This window comes from Methylocaldum sp. RMAD-M (assembly GCF_017832375.1).
In the GTDB taxonomy this organism is placed as follows: Bacteria; Pseudomonadota; Gammaproteobacteria; order Methylococcales; family Methylococcaceae; genus Methylocaldum.
The window spans coordinates 191,180-209,262 of the sequence record NZ_JAFIBZ010000003.1 but is presented as its reverse complement, the minus strand read 5'-3'; the positions used below and the strand labels follow the sequence as shown (position 1 = coordinate 209,262).

Here is an 18,083-nt window from a genome sequence, read left to right as displayed (position 1 = left end):
CAACTTCTCACCATGCAAAGCGTGCGGGAATGGTTGAGTGACTGGGTCAAGCGAGTGCTGCCGAACTCGCAGGCCGTCTCTTTCGCAATTCTTTTGATCGTCGGTTTCGTGCTGGTGATCAGTTTGGGGCAGATGCTCATGCCGGTATTCGCGGCAGGCGTCATTGCCTATCTGCTGGAAGGCCTAGTCGCGATCGGCGTGCGGAAAAAGCTGCCCCGCCTTGCCGCAGTCATCATCGTCTACGTACTTTTCCTCGCTTTTCTATTGTTTTTGTTCGTCGCACTCCTGCCGCTCCTTTATCAGCAAACCGTGCAACTCATAGAGCAGCTGCCGGCTTGGATGAACCGCGGACAAATGCTGGTGATGCAGCTGCCGCAGCAGTATCCGAACTTCATTACCGAGGAACAGATCTACGAATTGACCGGCGTGGTACGGAGAGAACTCCTCGCCTGGGGCCAATCCATGCTGACTTATTCGTACGCGTCCTTGGTCAGCGCCATCACTTTGATCGTCTATCTGATCCTGGTGCCGTTGCTGGTGTTTTTCTTCCTTAAAGACAAGGACTACATCCTCGGTTGGTTTAGCCAATACATGCCCCGCGACCGCAATCTTTCTACCCGTGTGTGGCGCGAGGTAGACATGCAAATCGGAAATTACGTACGCGGAAAGTTCTTCGAGGTCACGGTGCTGCTCGCCGTCAGCTATGCGGTGTTCTCGCTGATGGGGCTCAATTACTCGCTGCTGCTCGCGGTGCTGATGGGGCTCTCGGTGATCATTCCCTACGTCGGCGCGACATTGGTAACGTTTCCGGTGATGATCGTGGCTTTCTTCCAGTGGGGACTCACCGACGATTTTTGGTATTTGCTGCTGGCTTACGGCATCATTCAGGCCCTGGACGGGGTCGTATTAGTACCGCTGCTGTTTTCCGAAGTGGTCAACCTGCACCCGGTGGCCATCATCGTCGCCATCTTGTTTTTCGGCGGGTTCTGGGGATTCTGGGGCGTGTTTTTCGCCATTCCCTTGGCGACATTGGTCAAGGCGGTACTGGCGGCTTGGCCGCGATTGGGGGAAGAGGAAATTCCGCCGGAAGACGCCGCCCCGGCTCAGTTGGTAAAACCACCCAAAACCATACCCTTGAGCCGGGAGCAGGTTTAAACCCGCATTTCTCACCCTCCTTCGTAGCGACGGCGTCGAAACTCCGCTGTGGCGCGCCGCACGGACTGAGCGACGGCGGAGGCGTAGCCGACACTACGTCGAGCCGCCGTGCCAAGGCTATAGGATGTGCCGACCAAGGAAGGGTTGCGACTAAAGCAACCGTTTGCGATTGGGTGCATCGCTCGCGAACGATGCCTGTCCTGAGCCCAGTCGAAGGGCGGTTCGTTCTTCACAGCATCCTACGGCCTCTGTTTGCAATTGGGACGGCGTCCGTAGTAGGAAGGGTCGCTTCGGCGCTCCCGAAGCGACCGTTTGCGATTGGAAGGGCATCTCTGACGCTCCCAGAGATGCCGTTTGCGATTGGAAGGGGCCGACTAAAGGCCCGTTTGCGATTGGAAGGTCGCGACTAAAGCGACGTTTGCGATTGGAGGAGAGTGAGAAATGCGGGTTAATCTACGATTTTCTCGACTTGGCCACCAAATAGACTTCGGGGCTTCGATCCCGCGAAGCTTTGGGTTTTCGCACCGACACCTTGCCGAACATCTGGCGGGATTTCCGCACGAAGTCGTCGAAGTCGGGTCCTTGGAACAGCTTGGCCACGAAGCTCCCGCCGGGCTTGAGGAGCTGTTCGGCGGTATCGAGAGCCAATTCGGCGAGATACATCGCTCTTGCCTGATCCACAACGCGCGCGCCGCTCATGTTGGGCGCCATATCGGATAAAATCAGGTCGACCGGCCGGCCCTCCAGTTTCGCCTGCAACTGCTCCAATACGGATTCTTCCCGAAAATCGCCCTGAATTGCGGTCACACCCGGAATCGCTTCCATCGGCAGAAGATCAAGCGCTATAATTTCGCCGCTTTTTCCGATCCGCTCAGCTGCGTACTGGGACCAACCGCCCGGCGCGGCTCCCAAGTCCAGCACCACCATGCCCGGCTTGAACAAGTGCTCCCGCTCGTCCAATTCTTTCAGCTTAAACACCGCCCGTGAGCGGTAGCCAAGCGCTTGGGCTTGTTTTACATATTCGTCGGAAAAGTGTTCGGCCAGCCAACGACGGCTGCTTCGACTACGCGGCATAATCTAATGTACGGCCAAATTGAATCCCAGTTCCCGAGGAAATCCGAGTTGAAATCTGATTATAAGAAATTCTTGCGTGCCAAGGCCCATTCCCTGAAACCCGTCGTCATCACCGGCCAGGCGGGAATCACACCCGCCGTATTGAACGAGATCGGTTTAGCCTTGGACCATCATGAATTGATCAAGGTGCGGGTGAACGCCGCCGACCGAGAAGAACGCCGCGAGATGACCGCCCAGATCTGCGGAGAACTGGGCGCCGAATTGATTCAATCGATCGGCCATATCATCACGCTTTATCGGCAAAATCCTGACAAGAAATAACTAAATATATTTGACCGAGCAAACTTCGAATTCCCTTACGCCACCCGGCGCCTGTACCGTCGCGACATCGCCCTCCCGCTTGCCGATCAGCGCCCGGGCGATGGGCGAGGTGATGGAGATCAGTCCTTCCTTGATATTGGCTTCATCCTCGCCGACGATTTGGTAAGTCACCGAATCGCCGCTGCCCATGTCTTCAAGCTCGACCGTGGCCCCAAAAACCACCTTGCCCCCGGCATTGAGCGTCGTCACATCGATGATTTGAGCGTGCGCCAACTTGGCCTCGATTTCCTTGATCCGGCCTTCGGTAAATCCCTGTTGCTCGCGCGCCGCGTGATATTCCGCGTTTTCCTTCAAATCGCCGTGCGACCGAGCCTCGGCGATGGCTTCGATAATCCTCGGGCGCATGACTGTCTTAAGGTGGTTAAGCTCTTCGCGCAGCTTTTCTGCCCCACGGGCGGTCAGTGGAACTTTATTCATAGTTGCGTTTCCTCAAAAGTCACACTTTGCAGAATTCCTGGTGCAAATCCTGTAGGCGATTGACATCGCCGGCATCCAGTTCGCTAAGGGCGGAACAGGTGGCACGGGCACCGGAAATAGTAGTCGTGTAGGTAATCTGCTGTTGCAGTGCCTGGCGCCGAATGGTGAATGAATCGGCAATGGCTTTCTTGCCTTCGGTCGTGTTGATGATGAACTGGAGTTCGTCGTTCTTGATCATATCCACGATATGCGGACGCCCCTCGTAAACCTTGTTCACGGTGATGCAAGGTATGCCGGCGTCTTCGAGCACTCTCGCCGATCCGCGCGTGGCCACTAATCGGAAACCTTTGGCCAGAAGATCTCGGGCTATCGGGATGACCTTGGACTTGTCGCTCTCCCTCACACTGATCAGCACATTGCCGCTGTGGGCCAGTTTTACGCTGGCGGCGCGCTGCGCTTTGGCGTAAGCCTCGCCGAACGTGACTCCCACGCCCATCACTTCGCCGGTGGACTTCATTTCCGGGCCGAGCAGCGGGTCCACGCCGGGGAATTTGATGAAGGGAAACACCGCCTCTTTGACCGAGTAATACTCGGGGATGCGTTCCTCAAAGATGCCTTGTTCGTCCAGACTTTTTCCCACCATACAGCGGGCCGCGATCTTGGCCAGCGGATAGCCGGTGGCCTTGGATACGAACGGAACGGTGCGCGAAGCGCGCGGATTGACTTCCAGAATGAAAATTTCTTCGCCCTTGATGGCGAACTGGGTGTTCATGAGCCCCACAACGCCCAGGGCCTCGGCAAGCTGACGAACCTGTTCGCGCACCCGAGTCTGAAGCTCGGGGCTCAAATCATACGGCGGAATCGAGCACGCCGAATCGCCGGAATGCACGCCCGCCTGCTCGATGTGCTGCATCAGTCCGCCGATCAGGACTCGTTTTCCGTCGCATATCGCGTCGACGTCCATTTCGATGGCATCGTCCAGGAACCGGTCCAACAGCACCGGCGACTCGTTGGAAACGCTCACCGCCTCGCGCATGTAGCGCCCCAGGTCCTCGTCGTTGAACACGATTTCCATGGCCCGCCCGCCCAATACATAAGAGGGCCGAACCACCAGCGGATAGCCGATTTCGTTCGCGCAGCGCATGGCTTCGTCCAGGGAACGCGCGGTGCGGTTGGGCGGCTGTTTGAGATTTAGGCGATCGACCAGCTTTTGGAAACGCTCCCGGTCTTCCGCCAGGTCGATGGAATCGGGCGACGTGCCGATAATGGGCGCATCGGCCGCCTCCAGCGCCCGCGCCAGCTTCAGCGGCGTCTGGCCACCGTACTGGACGATGACCCCGGCTGGTTTTTCCAGATCAATGATCTCCAGCACGTCTTCCAGCGTGAGCGGTTCGAAATAGAGCCGGTCGGACGTGTCGAAGTCGGTGGAGACCGTTTCCGGGTTGCAGTTGATCATGATGGTTTCGTAACCATCTTCACGCAGCGCCATCGCGGCGTGCACGCAGCAGTAGTCGAATTCGATGCCCTGGCCGATTCGATTGGGTCCGCCGCCCAAAACGATGATTTTCTTCCGCTCGGTAGGATTCGCCTCGCATTCTTCCTCATAAGTGGAATAAAGGTAGGCCGTTGCCGTGGCGAACTCCGCCGCACAAGAATCGATGCGCTTGTAAACCGGACGGATGCCGTGCTTGTGGCGCACGGCCCGGACTTCCGACTCGGCGCTGCCCAACAGCGCCGCGAGACGCGAATCGGCGAACCCTTTGCGTTTTAAAGCGAACAGTTCTTCCGAAGACAGCGTGGCCAAGGTGCGCTTCGCCAGTCCCATTTCTTCCTGCACCAACTCCTCGATCTGGGCCAGGAACCACGGGTCGACGCGGCAATGGGCATGCACCTCGTCCAACATCCATCCCGCCCGGAAAGCGTCGGCGATATAGAAGATGCGCTCGGGTCCGGGATGGCGAAGCTCCCGAAGAAGAATATTGCCGGCATCCTCGGCGGAAACGTCGAGCTTTCCGACCAGACCGTCCACGCCGGTTTCCAGGCTGCGCAGGGCTTTTTGCAGAGACTCCTGGAAGGTGCGGCCTATGGCCATGGCCTCGCCGACCGACTTCATTTGGGTCGTCAGCCGATCGTCCGCCTGCGGAAACTTTTCGAACGCGAACCGGGGCACCTTGGTGACCACGTAATCGATGGTCGGCTCGAACGAGGCCGGCGTCGCGCCTCCGGTGATCTCGTTCCTGAGTTCGTCCAGCGTATAGCCGACCGCCAGTTTGGCAGCAACCTTGGCGATCGGGAATCCGGTCGCCTTGGACGCCAGGGCCGAGGAACGGCTCACGCGGGGATTCATCTCGATGACGATCATACGCCCGTCCTTGGGGTTAATCGCGAACTGTACGTTGGAACCGCCGGTGTCGACTCCGATCTCGCGCAGCACCGCGATGGAGGCGTCGCGCATGATCTGGTATTCCTTGTCCGTCAGGGTCTGCGCCGGGGCGACGGTGATGGAGTCGCCGGTATGGACTCCCATGGGATCCAGATTCTCGATGGAGCAGATGATGATGCAGTTGTCCTTGCGGTCGCGCACCACTTCCATCTCGAACTCTTTCCAGCCCAGCACCGATTCCTCGATGAGAAGCTCGTGGGTGGGCGAAAGTTCCAGGCCGCGTTCGCAAATTTCGACGAATTCCTGTCGGTTGTAGGCGATGCCGCCGCCCGAACCGCCCAGCGTGAATGAAGGACGGATGATGGCCGGAAAGCCGATTTCGTCCAGACAGGCGAGCGCTTCTTCCAGGCTGTGGGCAACGCCGGAACGGGCCGAGCCCAGACCGATCTTGGTCATGGCCTGCTTGAATTTTTCCCGGTCTTCGGCCTTGTCGATGGCTTCCTTGGAGGCTCCGATCATCTGTACGCCGAATTTCTCCAGCACCCCGTTACGGTCCAGATCGAGCGCGCAATTCAGCGCGGTCTGTCCGCCCATGGTCGGCAACAGTGCGTCCGGCCGCTCCTTCTCGATGATTTTGGCGACGGTCTGCCAGTCTATAGGCTCGATGTAGGTGGCATCGGCCATCTCCGGATCGGTCATGATGGTGGCCGGGTTGGAGTTGACCAGGATCACCCGGTAGCCCTCTTCCTTTAGTGCCTTGCACGCCTGTGCGCCGGAATAGTCGAACTCGCAGGCCTGCCCGATGACGATGGGACCGGCGCCGAGTAAAAGGATGGACTGAATGTCGGTTCTTTTAGGCATGAAGCGTTGTATCGTTGATCTATGTCTGAGCGAAAGCCGTTCCGGACTGTGCGAAAAAACTCAACCTGCGGGTACCGTGCGTGCGGACCGGCCGTCCTGGCGACAGGCCATGCTTTCGATAAAGCGGTCGAACAACGGCGTCAGGTCGTGCGGTCCGGGACTGGCCTCGGGATGGCCTTGAAAACTGAAGGCCGGGCGATCGGTCAGCTCGATGCCCTGCAGGCTGCCGTCGAAGAGCGAGCGGTAGATCGGTCGTACGTTTCGCGGCAGGCTGCCTTCGTCCACAGCGAAGCCGTGATTTTGGCTCGTGATCAATACGCGACCGGTATCCAGTTCCTGAACGGGGTGGTTGGCGCCGTGGTGACCGAACTTCATCTTCATCGTCCTCGCGCCGCTTGCCAAAGCTAACAACTGATGGCCGAGACATATACCGAATACCGGAATCTGGATGTCCAGAAACTCCCGGATTGCTTGGATGGCGTAATCGCAGGGCTCGGGATCGCCCGGTCCGTTCGATAAGAAGATTCCGTCCGGGTTCAATGCCAGAACCTCACGGGCCGATGCGGTGGCCGGAACTACCGTCAAGCGGCAACCCCTGTCGGCGAGAAGGCGAAGAATATTGCGTTTGACGCCGAAATCATATGCGACCACATGGAAGCGATTCTGATCGAGTTCGCCGTATCCCTGCCCGAGCTGCCAGGACGTTTCCAACCACGCATAGCTTTGTCGTGCGGTGACCTCCTTGGCCAGGTCCATGCCTTGCAGCCCCGGAAATTCCCGCGCTTTGGCGACGGCATAATCCGGGTCGATCTCTTTACCGGCGATAAGGCAACCGCGCTGGGCTCCCTTGTCGCGAAGAGTGCGGGTCAGTTTCCGGGTGTCGATTCCCGCAATGCCAACCACCCTATTTTCTTTCAGATACTCCGGGAGACTCTTGTCGGCCCGCCAATTGCTCAAGCGCGTCGGCACGTCGCGAACAACCAGTCCGCTGGCGTAGACGCCCCCCGACTCCACGTCTTCACGGTTGATGCCGACGTTACCGATGTGCGGATACGTGAGCGTTACGATTTGGCGGGCATAGGACGGGTCCGTCAGGATTTCCTGGTAGCCGGTTATGGACGTGTTGAAAACCACTTCACCGACGGAACAATCTTCTGCTCCGATGGATATACCCCGAAAAACGGTGCCGTCTTCCAAGGCCAGCAATGCGAGCGTGTTCAATTTGTGTCACCTTAGACATGCAAAACGGGAGGGACCATATGGTCCGTCCCGTTGCTGTTATTCGTGGATATCGCTAATTTAACGGGGATTTTACGAAAAATGGGCATCTGCTGTCTATGAGGGTCAGTCAACCGTCCGGTCGACGCCCCGCCCTTCAGAGTCTTCACAATCGGCTGTGGGTTCCGTCGCACATGGGTTGCTTATCGGTATGCTTGCAGCCGCAGAGCCAGACTTTCTTTGCCTCGGCAAGTTCGAAAACTACTGGCGAAAACTCCGTTCCCTTATGGGAACCATCGCAAAACGGTTGCTTGGCGGATCGCCCGCAGGCACACCACCAGTATTTACCCGGCGCTAGATCCATGGCGTACGGGGCCTTCTGAGGGATGGTCGGTTCGGACATGGCTATCTCCTGTTCTCGTTCTAAGGGCAAAGAAGGTGACATAAATAGGCCTGATCTGTCATCAGTCTGGATAATCCATGATCAGTTTTCGAGCGGCCGGAGTTCGCCGTACGTGCGCCCCATCGTCCCGAGTTTCGGAGATACGACTCGGAACGACTAATCGCGGTTCCGCACAGAGCCACGCCGAATCATATTCTTAGCCCCAGAGGATTATCGGGATCGATATGGTCCATAAACGGTTTACGGCGGTCCTGATCGGTGACTTGGTAAATACACCCCAACCAATTGTTGAACACCGCTTTCGCAGTATCCCGCCAAGTGTTGTCCAAATGCCGGATCACCTCCTCTTCGGGAAACTCCGGAGGCGTTTTGCCAAGGCGCCGGGCGCTTCGGAGATGTTGACCGTATTCGTTAAGTACACCGCCCACGTCCAAATTGAAATAATGTTCCGGAAACGGCGGATAATCCTCGCGTTCTCCGTGGTAGTGGCGCATCACTTCGCGCTTGTACTCCTTCAGCAGGCTGATCGTGTCGTACTCCGGATGCCCTTGGAAATAGACTACGCGGAACAGGTCCGGGCTCACCGCGAGATGGACGCCCGCCTCCTCGCTTTCAACCAGAACTTTAAGCCCGGCAGCTTCCATATCTTCCCGAAAAATTTCATTGTAACGGGAGTGAGGCACGTCGAAACGGGTATTGATGTCGGCAACCAAAGGATGGCGCCGCTCGACCACTCGGTGGGAATAGACTCCCCAACGCTTGAAGCCCAAATGAGTGCGCTCTACGCCGTGGCAATACTGAAACAGCGCATGGGTCGCGAGACACGAACATAAAATGGACGTGACGTTCTGCTTCGCCCAGTCGAACACTTCGGTCAACGGTTGCCAGAACGCCTCCTCAGGAAGATGCGGATGAGTGACGTTCGCGCCGCTCACGATCAGCCCGTCGAGCCCATCGCGTTTGATTTGCCCGAAGGTCTCGTAATAGCGGTCGATATGGTTTTGCGCCTGTTCGCTCCGCTGTATGCCTTCGATCGTGAACGGATGCATGTGAAACTGCACGATCGGATTGGCGGCCCCAACCAGGCGAAAAAATTGCCGCTCGGTCGCCTCCAGAGCCGAATCCGGCATCATATTGAGAAGCCCGATATGCATTTCTCGGATGTCCTGATGGCGAGCGCGCTCGACCGAGAGGATTTCCTGCCCCTCCTCCCTCAAGCGCCTGAACGTGGGCAATTCGGTGTGCGCTACCAAAGGCATGTCTTCAAGCTCTCCGAAACTGAATTAACGCGATCAGCGCCCCAAGGCGTCCATGATGAGACGAATGAAATCGTTCTCACCTCGAACGTTCGCAATCTCATTGGCATCGACGGTGTAGCCGTATTCGTCGGCGATGGCCTGGTAATTGGGCAAGCGCGCGCGGAACAGCCGGGGAAACACCCAGGAAACGAATTCGTCCGGCGGGATATCCTCGATGGCCGAATAGGCTTTTTCCGCCATGAATTCGGCGAGTTGCCGGTCCAGAAACTCTTCCCGATAGTACAGCGGCTTGGGATCGCGTTGAGCGCGCTCGATTAGAAGATGCTCCAATTCCGGAGTGGTCTTGATATACAGAATAATCGTGTGCTCGGCGAGAATCCTGATGGTTTCCGGATCTTCCAGTTCGCAGACGCTGCCGCCCGCGTCATTGATGAAATGCTTGTAGCCGTAGATAGAGTCGACCTTTTCGATAAATTCCGGCACGTCGCGCATGGCGGCGATTTCGGCCTGCCGGTGCAGGGCCTGACGACGCTTGAACTCGGCCGGAGTGAGTCCGCCCTTCGCCGGATCGCCGATTTTCCCGAGGAACGTCGAAACCGGCGCCAAGTTGTCTACGGTGATGTTGCTGCGGATATAAATCGAATCGGAACGCAGCAAATCGCGCAAGAACGGCACGTCCATGGCTTGCCGCTTGATATTGTCGAGAATCGGCTCATCCAAATACCGGGTGCCGATTCGATAGTCGCCGGAGTAATGGAACCACGTCTTCTTGGGCAAACTATTGGCCAGCGTCGTTTTGCCGACGCCGGACATGCCCAGCAGCGTGATGCGTTTGGTCTCCCAGTCCAAGAACGCCTTGGGGCTCATTCTCATGGTATGTTCCGTGTCAGTGTGTAATGAGCGGTTACTCGCCCCGGTTGATCATGTGAGTCGCAGTCTGCGCGAATGCCCGGGCCAGAGACTCGCGCAAAGCGGGGTCCAGGGGCATATCGTCGAGAGCCTTATACATACAAAGCAGCCATTGATCCCGTTCCTTCGTGCCGATAGAAAACGGAAAATGCCGCATCCGAAGGCGCGGATGCCCGAACTCCTCCTGAAAAAGATCGGGACCTCCCAGCCAACCGGACAGAAACTTGAACAGCTTGTCTTTCGAACCGGCCAAATCCGCAGGATGCATCGCTCGAATGTCTTGAGCTTCCGGCATTACATCCATGTACCCGTAAAATCTTTCCACCAGTTCCCGAACGGCGCTCTCGCCGCCGACGAGTTGGTAAGGGGTCATTACGTCGGGGGGATTCATCATAATTCCGATACGTCAAAAATCGCGCGAATTTTAACAGGTTCGGTTCCTGAGCGGTTTAACTCGATCGGGCGGTCTCCCCAATTTGAGATGATATGTTTAATATAAAACACCGCGAGCGAATCAACCGCGCTAGCGATACACGCTGGTTATCCGCTTGATGACTTGACGCAAGGCCATCGCCTCGCGATTATGGGCGCTCATGCGATGGAATACGCGGCTTGAGCAACTATTAGCATCCGCCTCCGACTTGTTACCAATCGTCAAAAACTGCAAACGGTTTATCCCGGCTGATTATCCGTCCAATCGAACTCGTGACCACAACACCTTCGCTCGACCTTAAGACGAAACTGCAAGTTACCTGTCAGAATTGCAGTTTGACTTCATTGTGCATTCCTCGGGGATTAGCCCAGGAGGATATCGAACGCATCAGCCGCATCGTCGCTCGTAAGAAAACCTTACAACGAGGCGAGCATCTCTTCCGCGAGGGCGACAAGTTCCGCGGGGTCATCGCGATCAAGGGAGGAACGGCCAAGACCGTCATTTACGACGCGCAAGGCTACGAATACATCACCGGCTTGCTGTTACCGGGGGAACTATTAGGTTTCGACGCACTGGCCACGAATCACCACAAGTGCTCTGCAATCGCGCTCGAAACCTTGAGCTACTGCGAACTTCCCGCCAATCAACTCGACCAATTGTGCCACGAAGTACCGAATTTGCTGCGGGAACTTTTCCGCCATGCCAGCGCCAAGCTGGACGAGGAAACGGATCAAGTAATTGTCAACAAGCGCGCGGCAGAAGACCGGGTTGCCATGTTTATCCTGAATCTGTCCGACCGCCTTCGAAAACGCGGCTTTTCGCCGGTGGACTTCAATCTCACCCTTACTCGTCAGGAAATAGGCAATTTTTTGGGATTAGCACTCGAGACGGTCAGCCGTACCTTGCGGAATCTAGAAGATGCCGGGCTGATTACGGTCCGCCATAAACATATCCGTATACTGGATCTAGAGGCATTGAGAGCCACATATACCCACCGCTGATTCAGCCTAACCGCATTTTCAACAAGCCCGAATAATTCGGATCTTCGCGGGACGGCAATGTCCCTAGCGCCACGGGATACCGGCCGGCAACCCATAGAGAAATATCGCCTCACAAGACCTAAACGAAAAAAGGCGCGCAGAGCTGAACTCGGCGCGCCTTTAAGTAGAGACTGAAAAAGGATAATTATTTCTTCTCAGACTCTTTGAATTTCGTTAGAAGACCTTTCGCAGGCTTCGCTTCTTTAACGGTATCGGCAACCTGAAGGTATTTTTCTACCGTAGCGTCCAGATCAGCCGGTTGGCCCACTACCATCACGGCGCCCATGCGAGCACCCCAGTGCGGCGGACATTTGAAGACGTACAGACCCTCTTTCTCGACGGCATAGTCGTAATCGGCGCCCATAGCGGACAGCATTTTCGGAGCCCCTTCCGGCCACATGCCTTCTACGCTCTCCACGAAATGGGTCGCCATATTGCGGAACGAAATAACATCGCCAACTTTAGCGTGAATAAACTCGGGCGCGAATTTCACACCTTGGCCTTTTACTTCGATCGTCTCCGCGTTAACGGCGGCCGATGCCAGCATCGCCACACCCGCCACAGCAAGCATCGCTTTCTTAGCAAAAATCATTACATAACCTCCAACACTACTGTTTTTCGTTCTCACGGATACCAGGCAAATCGGACAACAAACCCTGTTTTGCCAAAGCCGTTTTCCTGAACTGATCCGATATATCACCGTACACCGCGGCGCAGGATGATACACCAATTTGGCTTAATTAGCTATGAATGATATTTAAGCCTGCGCATCGAAAACCGTATTTCCACGGCTCATCAGCCGAACTGTCCGGAATTTCCCTCAGAAGAGTCGTCGCCGTACAGATCGCTCATTTTATAAAAGCCATGAATATGCCGAATCATCACCATGATTACCGAAGCAACGGGCAATGCGAGCAACACCCCTAGGAAACCAAACAGCTGACCGCCCGCCAGAACAGCAAAAATGACCGCGACGGGATGCAGTCCGATCTTATTTCCTATCAGCCACGGGGTTAACCAAACGCCCTCAAGCATTTGGCCTACGCCGAATACAGCCAAAACCGGGACGATCGACCACAAATCTCCGAATTGTGCCAACGCCGCTATCGATGCAGCCACCACGCCGGAGATGGAACCCGCATACGGTATGAAACTGATCAGCCCGGAAAACATGCCGATAAGAAGCGCCAAGTCCAGTCCGGCCAGCCATAATCCGATACTGTAAATCGTGCCCAGAGCGGCCATGACCGCAAACTGACCTCGAAACACGGCACTCAACACTTCATCCGATTCTTCCGCCAATATGACGACAACCGGCGCCCAGCGACGGGGCAAGAGATCGTGGACACGGGCGACTATGTCATCCCAGTCCCTCAGCAGATAAAAGATGACCACCGGAATCAGCACCAGATTCATCAGCCACGAGATGACTACGGCGCCGGAATGCGACAAAGAGGACAGCACAGTGGTCGCCACCCCTCCCGCCTGCTGCCAATGCCCGCTCAAAACCCCGGCCACCTGTTCCAGATCGACAAACTTGATGCGGACTCCTAAATGTTTTTGCACCCAAGGGACAACGGACGTTTTAAACCAGCGGGTGTATGCGGGGAGATTATCGATGAACCGGCTGATCTGCTCCTCTAACATTGGGATGATCAGCAGAAGCACTAGACCGATAACTAAAACAATGACTGCAAACACGACGATGACGGCATTTTGACGTTTTAGTCCGAGCGCTTCCAAACGGTCGGCAAGGGGATCGCTCAGGTAGGCTATCAGCGCGCCGGCCACAAAAGGCGTCAAAATGGGCATCAATAAATAAATCAGCCAGCCGACTGCGAGAATGCCGGCTACTGCCATGCATTTGTTCAAATTAGCCATCCCCGCCCTGTTAACGTTTCACGAATATGACAAGCACCGGCGTCGACTCACCTAGACGAGCGCCCCGAAACGCATTCTATGCGTTTACGTTTAAGCGCCTGACAGGCCGCGGTTGCGTCCTCCTTCGTCATTCCGTTGAAAATGGCCAGATAGAGCTTTTTTCTGCCCTGTGAGCGCGCGGTCACCGTTGCACGTGCATGACGAAGCGGATATGGAGCGAGCTTCAAAGCCTTCGACAGCCGCTGTTCCGCCGGCTTTTCGGCGGAAAATGTGCCCACACGAATGTGCCAGGCCTGCTTTCCACGATTGGTGCCCGATTTCTCGCGTCCATCTCCTTCATCGGCGGAGCGCCTGTTGCCTCCCGCTAACTTGACGTTTTTCTTTCCGCCCGACTTCTCGACCGACCGTTCAGGCAATTTTGGACGCGAGAGTAAAGCAGGCGGTTCCGGTTGGTCAAAGGAGGCCGTACGCACCTCGTATTCCAATCCGTTGAGCTGCGCAAAGCCGTAGTCGAGTATATCCTGCATATGGGCATCCCTCGCCGAAGCGCTGGTTCCGCCAAAAACCACCCCTATCAGCCGTTGACCGCCTCGCCGCGCCGATGCAACGAGGTTAAAACCGGACGCATTGACGAACCCGGTCTTGATCCCGTCCGTTCCCGGATAGTTTTTCAGGAGATGGTTGTGATTATGAAAGCTACGGCCCTCGAACTGGAACTGGGTCGTAGAGAAGTAGGGATAGTACTGGGGAAAATGTTTGTACAGGGACTTCCCGAGCCGGAACTGGTCCCAAGCCGTCGTGACTTGATTGGGATCGGGCAAGCCGGACGCATTCCGGTAGACGGTGCGCTCCATGCCCAGCTCGCGAGCTTTCTCGGTCATCAGCTGCGCGAATGCGGACTCGGAACCGGCCATTCCTTCGGCGATCACCGCCGCCGCGTCATTTGCGGACCGGGTTACCAAAGCCAATATGCCTTGCTCGACCGTGATCGTATCGCCTGATTTCAACCCCAATCGCGACGGGGGACGAAGAACCGCAAACCGGGACGCCCGAAATAGGGTATCGGAAGAAAGGCGTCCGTTAGCCAAAGCTTCGAAGACCAGATAAAGCGTCATCATCTTGGTGAGCGATGCCGGATGCCTCAACTCGTCGGCATTCCGCTCGAACAGTGGACGCTCGGATTCGACTTCCACCACCAGTGCCGCATAAGGACCGGCCTCCGCTCGATGAGCGAAGGAAAAGCCAGTCGCCAAGACCAATAAAGCCAAGACCAAGAGGTGATTGTGCTCAATCCAATGCATCGTTATCGTCAAATTCTTCTGAATGCGTGATTTTTGCCAAATCTGCACGGGGCAGCCGGAAATTCACTCCTGAGGCAACCCGCTGGGCAGGAGAGGCCAGATCCAAAAATTCAGTCTCAGCGCTGCTTCAATACGCGCTGCTTCTCGCGCTGCCAGTCCCTTTCCTTTTCGGCGGCACGCTTATCGTGCTGCTTCTTACCTCTCGCTAAACCGATTTCCAGCTTGGCACGTCCGCTTTTCCAATACAGCGCGAGCGGAATTAAAGTATAACCTTTGCGTTCCACATGACCGATGAGCTTGCTCAATTCTCGACGATGCAGGAGCAGCTTCCGGGTTCGGATGGGATCGGGTGTGACATGGGTGGAGGCAGAAGCCAGCGGAGAAATATGTGCTCCGAGCAGCCAGGCTTCGCCGTTTTTCAGCGTGACATAACTCTCCTTCAGCTGTGCTCTTCCCGCACGCAAGCTTTTCACCTCCCACCCTTGCAGGACTAGTCCCGCCTCGTAGCGCTCCTCGATGAAATACTCGTGCGTTGCTTGCCGGTTGAGAGCGATGGTGCCACTTCCGGCTGTATCCTTGTTCTTCTTTGCGGCCATGTACTTAAAACTAAATTGCCTGACTCGATGGAAAAATCTTGTTATTTTACCCCAACCTCGGGTTGCCCGGACCTTCGATTGGCTCAGCATAATAATTCGGAGAACACATGACCGATCAACGTTTTCTGCACAACCAATGGTCATCGCGCTTGGCGTTCGTTCTGGCTGCAAGCGGTTCGGCCATAGGCCTCGGGAATATCTGGAAGTTTCCCTATCTGGCCGGCGAAAACGGAGGCGGAGCGTTCGTCGCGGTTTACCTCTTATGCGTCGCTGCCATCGGTATTCCGATCATGATCGCAGAGACCATGCTGGGGCGCCGCGGTCGGCAAAATCCTATCAATACCATGTTGTCGCTGGCACAGGAAGCGAAAGCCGGTCCTGCCTGGCACTATGCCGGTTGGCTCGGCGTGTTGTCGGGCTTCCTGATTCTGTCCTATTACTCGGTCATCGCCGGCTGGTCGATGGTCTACATCTTGAAGATGAACAGCGGCTACATGAGCCATATCAGCGCCGAAACCGCCGCACGGGTATTCGACGACCTCAAAAGCGCTCCGGAAATTCAGTTTATCTGGCACACTGTCTTCATGGCCGCCACGATGCTCATCGTCAGCCGCGGCGTCAGCGGCGGACTGGAGCGAGCGACGCGCTTCATGATGCCGGGCTTGTTCATCATGCTCATACTCCTGGACGGTTATGCGATGAGTTCCGACGGATTCGGCCAGGGAATGTCGTTCCTGTTCAAGCCGGATTTCAGCCGCATCAACGGCGAGAGCGTGCTGGTCGCGATGGGGCAGGCCTTTTTCTCTCTCGGATTGGGCATGGGCGCAATCATGATCTACGGCTCATATCTCCCTGATCATGTTTCGATTTCGCGGTCTACCATTTTTGTCGCCTCCGCGGACACCCTAGTGGCTTTATTGGCGGGTGTCGCCATTTTTCCAATCGTATTCGCCAACCACTTGGAGCCGACCATGGGCCCCGGCCTGATTTTTCAGACGCTGCCCATCGCCTTCGGCCAAATGCCCGGCGGTTCACTGTTCGGGGTATTGTTTTTCGTTCTCGTATTTTTTGCGGCGATTACTTCCGCGATTGCCTTGATCGAACCCGCCGTGGCCTGGCTGTCCGAAAACCAGGCGATGAGCCGCGAGAAGGCCTGTCTTTGGAGCGGACTAGGCTGCTGGCTACTTGGGCTCGGAACCGTATTTTCGTTCAATCTATGGTCCGGAAATACCTGGTTCGGCAAGAATTTCTTCGAGCTCGTGGATTTTCTCACGGCCAATATCATGTTGCCCGTTGGCGGCATCTTGGTTGCCTTATTTGCCGGCTGGATCATGAGGCGCGAGACCTCGGAAACGGAGCTCGAAATGGGGTCGGCTTATAACTATTGGCGTTTTACTATTCGCTACGTTTCTCCCTTGGCTGTCGCCCTCGTCACCCTTAGCGCCGTCGGCGTGATTTGATTCGGTAAAGATCGGACAAGCAGCAAAAGAAATGAAAGTCGAAGTCGCTTACGCGAAACCGGATGTACAGGTCATTCTCACCGTGAACGTACCGGAAAATGCGACAGCGGAAACCGCCATCGCCGCATCAGGTATCCTGGACCGTTTCCCGGAGATCGACCTGACAAAGGACAAGATTGGAATTTTCAGCAAGGTCTGCTCCATCGACCAACCGATAAAGCCGGGCGACCGAGTGGAGATTTATCGCCCCTTGATCGCCGACCCCAAAGAAGCTCGGCGCGCGCGGGCAGCGAAGAAGTAGAACCGCGGACCGAGACTCCTCGCACTCTACTAATCGCCTTTTCGGAACAAACCCGTGATCTTTTCCCACAAGCTTTTCTCGCGCTCGATCTTCGGGATATCGATCGTCACATCCTTGCCGGGTTCAATCTCGGGAAGGTTGCCCGGTCGGAAGTCACCCTGAAGCCCGATCAATTCATCCTTGTCGAAAACCAGGGTAATCCGCTTCTGCATCCGCTGCTTGCCACCGGGCTCGTTGGAATAGATATAGTCCCAGCGATCGTCGTGGAAAGGATCGACGACCAGTGGCGTACCCATGATGAATGCCACTTGCCGCTTGGTCATACCGGGCCGAAGTTGATCCACCATTTGCTGAGAAACGATATTGCCCTGATGGATGTCGAGCCGGTACACCCCAGGTAGGGACTCTTTAAGCTTTTCGGTGGAACAGCCGGCTAAAAACAGAGTCAGGCAGTAGGTTATTACGATGAAACGCTTCGGCATGTTATGATTGCGGAGAATCGGACCCAACGTCCAATCATACTCGATCGACAGAGTTAAAACACTGCGTAGGTTGCCGCTTTGGAAAGTCAAGACATACGAAACGCCGGGCTTAAAGTGACTCTCCCGCGCGTCAAGATTCTAGAGATGCTGGAGAACCGTAGCGGATCGGATCGACACCTGACAGCGGAAGAAGTCTACAAGTCGCTGCTCAGCGAGGGTGAAGAAATCGGCTTGGCCACAGTTTACCGAGTCCTGACCCAATTCGAGGCGGCGGGCTTGGTCAAACGCCATCATTTCGAAGGCGGAAACTCGATCTTCGAGCTAAACCGCGGCGAGCATCACGATCACATCGTATGCGTCAAGTGCGGCCGAGTCGAAGAATTCAGCGACGAGTTCATCGAGCGCCGCCAAAACGAAATAGCAAACGAGAAACATTTTAAGCTGACGGATCATTCGCTCTGTCTCTACGGCATCTGCATGGATTGCCAAAAGGGCCAATCGCCTCTCTGATTCCCGACAACCTTCTTTT

The 18,083-nt window shown here is 56.0% G+C and carries 19 protein-coding genes; 6 read left to right on the top strand and 13 right to left on the bottom strand.

The annotated features are described in order from the left end of the window. The first annotated feature begins 12 nt into the window (after nucleotides 1–12). Entirely contained in the window at nucleotides 13–1,155 is a 1,143-nt protein-coding gene (locus JOD69_RS04640) for an AI-2E family transporter (RefSeq protein ID WP_077729870.1), read from the top strand. A 453-nt stretch (nucleotides 1,156–1,608) separates the two neighbouring features. Here the strand turns inward: JOD69_RS04640 and rlmE are convergent, their stop codons facing one another. Beyond that, nucleotides 1,609–2,232 (bottom strand): 23S rRNA (uridine(2552)-2'-O)-methyltransferase RlmE, encoded by a 624-nt coding sequence (gene rlmE / locus JOD69_RS04635; RefSeq protein WP_240502477.1) that lies wholly within the window; start codon nucleotides 2,230–2,232, stop codon nucleotides 1,609–1,611. A 45-nt stretch (nucleotides 2,233–2,277) separates the two neighbouring features. On the opposite strand from rlmE, the gene yhbY reads away from it, so the two are divergent. Continuing rightward, nucleotides 2,278–2,550, top strand: coding sequence for a ribosome assembly RNA-binding protein YhbY (yhbY, locus tag JOD69_RS04630; RefSeq protein WP_240502471.1), 273 nt, complete (start codon nucleotides 2,278–2,280; stop codon nucleotides 2,548–2,550). On the opposite strand, the gene greA is transcribed toward yhbY, so the two are convergent. The 7 genes from greA to JOD69_RS04595 all read right to left on the bottom strand — a co-directional run bounded on the left by greA (nucleotide 2,551) and on the right by JOD69_RS04595 (nucleotide 10,451). Beyond that, the gene (greA, locus tag JOD69_RS04625; protein ID WP_077729873.1) at nucleotides 2,551–3,027 is read right to left on the bottom strand and encodes a transcription elongation factor GreA; all 477 of its coding nucleotides are present in this window, start codon (nucleotides 3,025–3,027) and stop codon (nucleotides 2,551–2,553) included. A gap of 19 nt (nucleotides 3,028–3,046) precedes the next feature. Further along, nucleotides 3,047–6,271, bottom strand: coding sequence for a carbamoyl-phosphate synthase large subunit (carB, locus tag JOD69_RS04620; RefSeq protein WP_086135026.1), 3,225 nt, complete (start codon nucleotides 6,269–6,271; stop codon nucleotides 3,047–3,049). A 60-nt stretch (nucleotides 6,272–6,331) separates the two neighbouring features. Next, entirely contained in the window at nucleotides 6,332–7,492 is a 1,161-nt protein-coding gene (gene carA, locus JOD69_RS04615) for a glutamine-hydrolyzing carbamoyl-phosphate synthase small subunit (protein ID WP_086135025.1), read from the bottom strand. Between the two features lie 163 nt (nucleotides 7,493–7,655). Then, nucleotides 7,656–7,892, bottom strand: coding sequence for a CDGSH iron-sulfur domain-containing protein (locus tag JOD69_RS04610; protein ID WP_077729876.1), 237 nt, complete (start codon nucleotides 7,890–7,892; stop codon nucleotides 7,656–7,658). Between the two features lie 188 nt (nucleotides 7,893–8,080). Then, on the bottom strand, nucleotides 8,081–9,151 hold the full coding sequence (locus JOD69_RS04605) for a homoserine O-succinyltransferase (protein ID WP_086135024.1): 1,071 nt from the start codon (nucleotides 9,149–9,151) through the stop codon (nucleotides 8,081–8,083). Between the two features lie 33 nt (nucleotides 9,152–9,184). Next, nucleotides 9,185–10,024 carry an ATPase gene (locus JOD69_RS04600; protein ID WP_086135023.1) on the bottom strand — a complete coding sequence of 280 codons (840 nt, stop codon included), beginning with the start codon at nucleotides 10,022–10,024 and terminating at the stop codon, nucleotides 9,185–9,187. Nucleotides 10,025–10,055: 31 nt separating this feature from the next. After that, nucleotides 10,056–10,451 (bottom strand): group II truncated hemoglobin, encoded by a 396-nt coding sequence (locus JOD69_RS04595; RefSeq protein WP_086135022.1) that lies wholly within the window; start codon nucleotides 10,449–10,451, stop codon nucleotides 10,056–10,058. Between the two features lie 377 nt (nucleotides 10,452–10,828). On the opposite strand from JOD69_RS04595, the gene JOD69_RS04590 reads away from it, so the two are divergent. After that, complete coding sequence (locus JOD69_RS04590; RefSeq protein WP_240502472.1) at nucleotides 10,829–11,494, top strand: helix-turn-helix domain-containing protein; 666 nt, start codon at nucleotides 10,829–10,831, stop codon at nucleotides 11,492–11,494. Between the two features lie 184 nt (nucleotides 11,495–11,678). On the opposite strand, the gene JOD69_RS04585 is transcribed toward JOD69_RS04590, so the two are convergent. The 4 genes from JOD69_RS04585 to smpB form a co-directional block, all read right to left on the bottom strand. Next, nucleotides 11,679–12,125, bottom strand: a complete 447-nt coding sequence (locus tag JOD69_RS04585) for a plastocyanin/azurin family copper-binding protein (protein WP_077729881.1) — start codon at nucleotides 12,123–12,125, stop codon at nucleotides 11,679–11,681. Nucleotides 12,126–12,328: 203 nt separating this feature from the next. After that, nucleotides 12,329–13,393, bottom strand: a complete 1,065-nt coding sequence (locus JOD69_RS04580; RefSeq protein WP_280858557.1) for an AI-2E family transporter — start codon at nucleotides 13,391–13,393, stop codon at nucleotides 12,329–12,331. A gap of 68 nt (nucleotides 13,394–13,461) precedes the next feature. Next, complete coding sequence (locus tag JOD69_RS04575; RefSeq protein WP_077729883.1) at nucleotides 13,462–14,715, bottom strand: D-alanyl-D-alanine carboxypeptidase; 1,254 nt, start codon at nucleotides 14,713–14,715, stop codon at nucleotides 13,462–13,464. A gap of 116 nt (nucleotides 14,716–14,831) precedes the next feature. Beyond that, nucleotides 14,832–15,311 (bottom strand): SsrA-binding protein SmpB, encoded by a 480-nt coding sequence (gene smpB / locus JOD69_RS04570; RefSeq protein ID WP_086135021.1) that lies wholly within the window; start codon nucleotides 15,309–15,311, stop codon nucleotides 14,832–14,834. A 107-nt stretch (nucleotides 15,312–15,418) separates the two neighbouring features. On the opposite strand from smpB, the gene JOD69_RS04565 reads away from it, so the two are divergent. Together JOD69_RS04565 and JOD69_RS04560 are read left to right on the top strand one after the other, a co-directional pair. Next, on the top strand, nucleotides 15,419–16,771 hold the full coding sequence (locus JOD69_RS04565; RefSeq protein WP_086135020.1) for a sodium-dependent transporter: 1,353 nt from the start codon (nucleotides 15,419–15,421) through the stop codon (nucleotides 16,769–16,771). A 31-nt stretch (nucleotides 16,772–16,802) separates the two neighbouring features. Continuing rightward, on the top strand, nucleotides 16,803–17,072 hold the full coding sequence (locus JOD69_RS04560) for an RnfH family protein (protein WP_077729886.1): 270 nt from the start codon (nucleotides 16,803–16,805) through the stop codon (nucleotides 17,070–17,072). A gap of 29 nt (nucleotides 17,073–17,101) precedes the next feature. Here JOD69_RS04560 and JOD69_RS04555 read toward each other — a convergent pair whose 3' ends face one another. Continuing rightward, nucleotides 17,102–17,554 carry an outer membrane protein assembly factor BamE gene (locus JOD69_RS04555; protein ID WP_086135079.1) on the bottom strand — a complete coding sequence of 151 codons (453 nt, stop codon included), beginning with the start codon at nucleotides 17,552–17,554 and terminating at the stop codon, nucleotides 17,102–17,104. A gap of 78 nt (nucleotides 17,555–17,632) precedes the next feature. Here JOD69_RS04555 and fur point away from each other — a divergent pair, with 78 nt between their 5' ends. Continuing rightward, on the top strand, nucleotides 17,633–18,064 hold the full coding sequence (fur, locus tag JOD69_RS04550; RefSeq protein WP_077729887.1) for a ferric iron uptake transcriptional regulator: 432 nt from the start codon (nucleotides 17,633–17,635) through the stop codon (nucleotides 18,062–18,064). Nucleotides 18,065–18,083: the final 19 nt, after the last annotated feature.

Excerpts from the sequence above, each read along its gene's own strand:
- JOD69_RS04575 (WP_077729883.1), bottom strand. The coding sequence starts at position 14,715 with ATGCATTGGATTGAGCACAATCACCTCTTGGTCTTGGCTTTATTGGTC.
- smpB (WP_086135021.1), bottom strand. The coding sequence starts at position 15,311 with ATGGCCGCAAAGAAGAACAAGGATACAGCCGGAAGTGGCACCATCGCT.
- JOD69_RS04565 (WP_086135020.1), top strand. The coding sequence starts at position 15,419 with ATGACCGATCAACGTTTTCTGCACAACCAATGGTCATCGCGCTTGGCG.
- JOD69_RS04595 (WP_086135022.1), bottom strand. The coding sequence starts at position 10,451 with ATGAATCCCCCCGACGTAATGACCCCTTACCAACTCGTCGGCGGCGAG.
- JOD69_RS04585 (WP_077729881.1), bottom strand. The coding sequence starts at position 12,125 with ATGATTTTTGCTAAGAAAGCGATGCTTGCTGTGGCGGGTGTGGCGATG.
- JOD69_RS04640 (WP_077729870.1), top strand. The coding sequence starts at position 13 with ATGCAAAGCGTGCGGGAATGGTTGAGTGACTGGGTCAAGCGAGTGCTG.
- JOD69_RS04610 (WP_077729876.1), bottom strand. The coding sequence starts at position 7,892 with ATGTCCGAACCGACCATCCCTCAGAAGGCCCCGTACGCCATGGATCTA.
- JOD69_RS04605 (WP_086135024.1), bottom strand. The coding sequence starts at position 9,151 with ATGCCTTTGGTAGCGCACACCGAATTGCCCACGTTCAGGCGCTTGAGG.
- JOD69_RS04555 (WP_086135079.1), bottom strand. The coding sequence starts at position 17,554 with ATGCCGAAGCGTTTCATCGTAATAACCTACTGCCTGACTCTGTTTTTA.
- JOD69_RS04560 (WP_077729886.1), top strand. The coding sequence starts at position 16,803 with ATGAAAGTCGAAGTCGCTTACGCGAAACCGGATGTACAGGTCATTCTC.
- carB (WP_086135026.1), bottom strand. The coding sequence starts at position 6,271 with ATGCCTAAAAGAACCGACATTCAGTCCATCCTTTTACTCGGCGCCGGT.
- greA (WP_077729873.1), bottom strand. The coding sequence starts at position 3,027 with ATGAATAAAGTTCCACTGACCGCCCGTGGGGCAGAAAAGCTGCGCGAA.
- JOD69_RS04600 (WP_086135023.1), bottom strand. The coding sequence starts at position 10,024 with ATGAGAATGAGCCCCAAGGCGTTCTTGGACTGGGAGACCAAACGCATC.
- JOD69_RS04580 (WP_280858557.1), bottom strand. The coding sequence starts at position 13,393 with ATGGCAGTAGCCGGCATTCTCGCAGTCGGCTGGCTGATTTATTTATTG.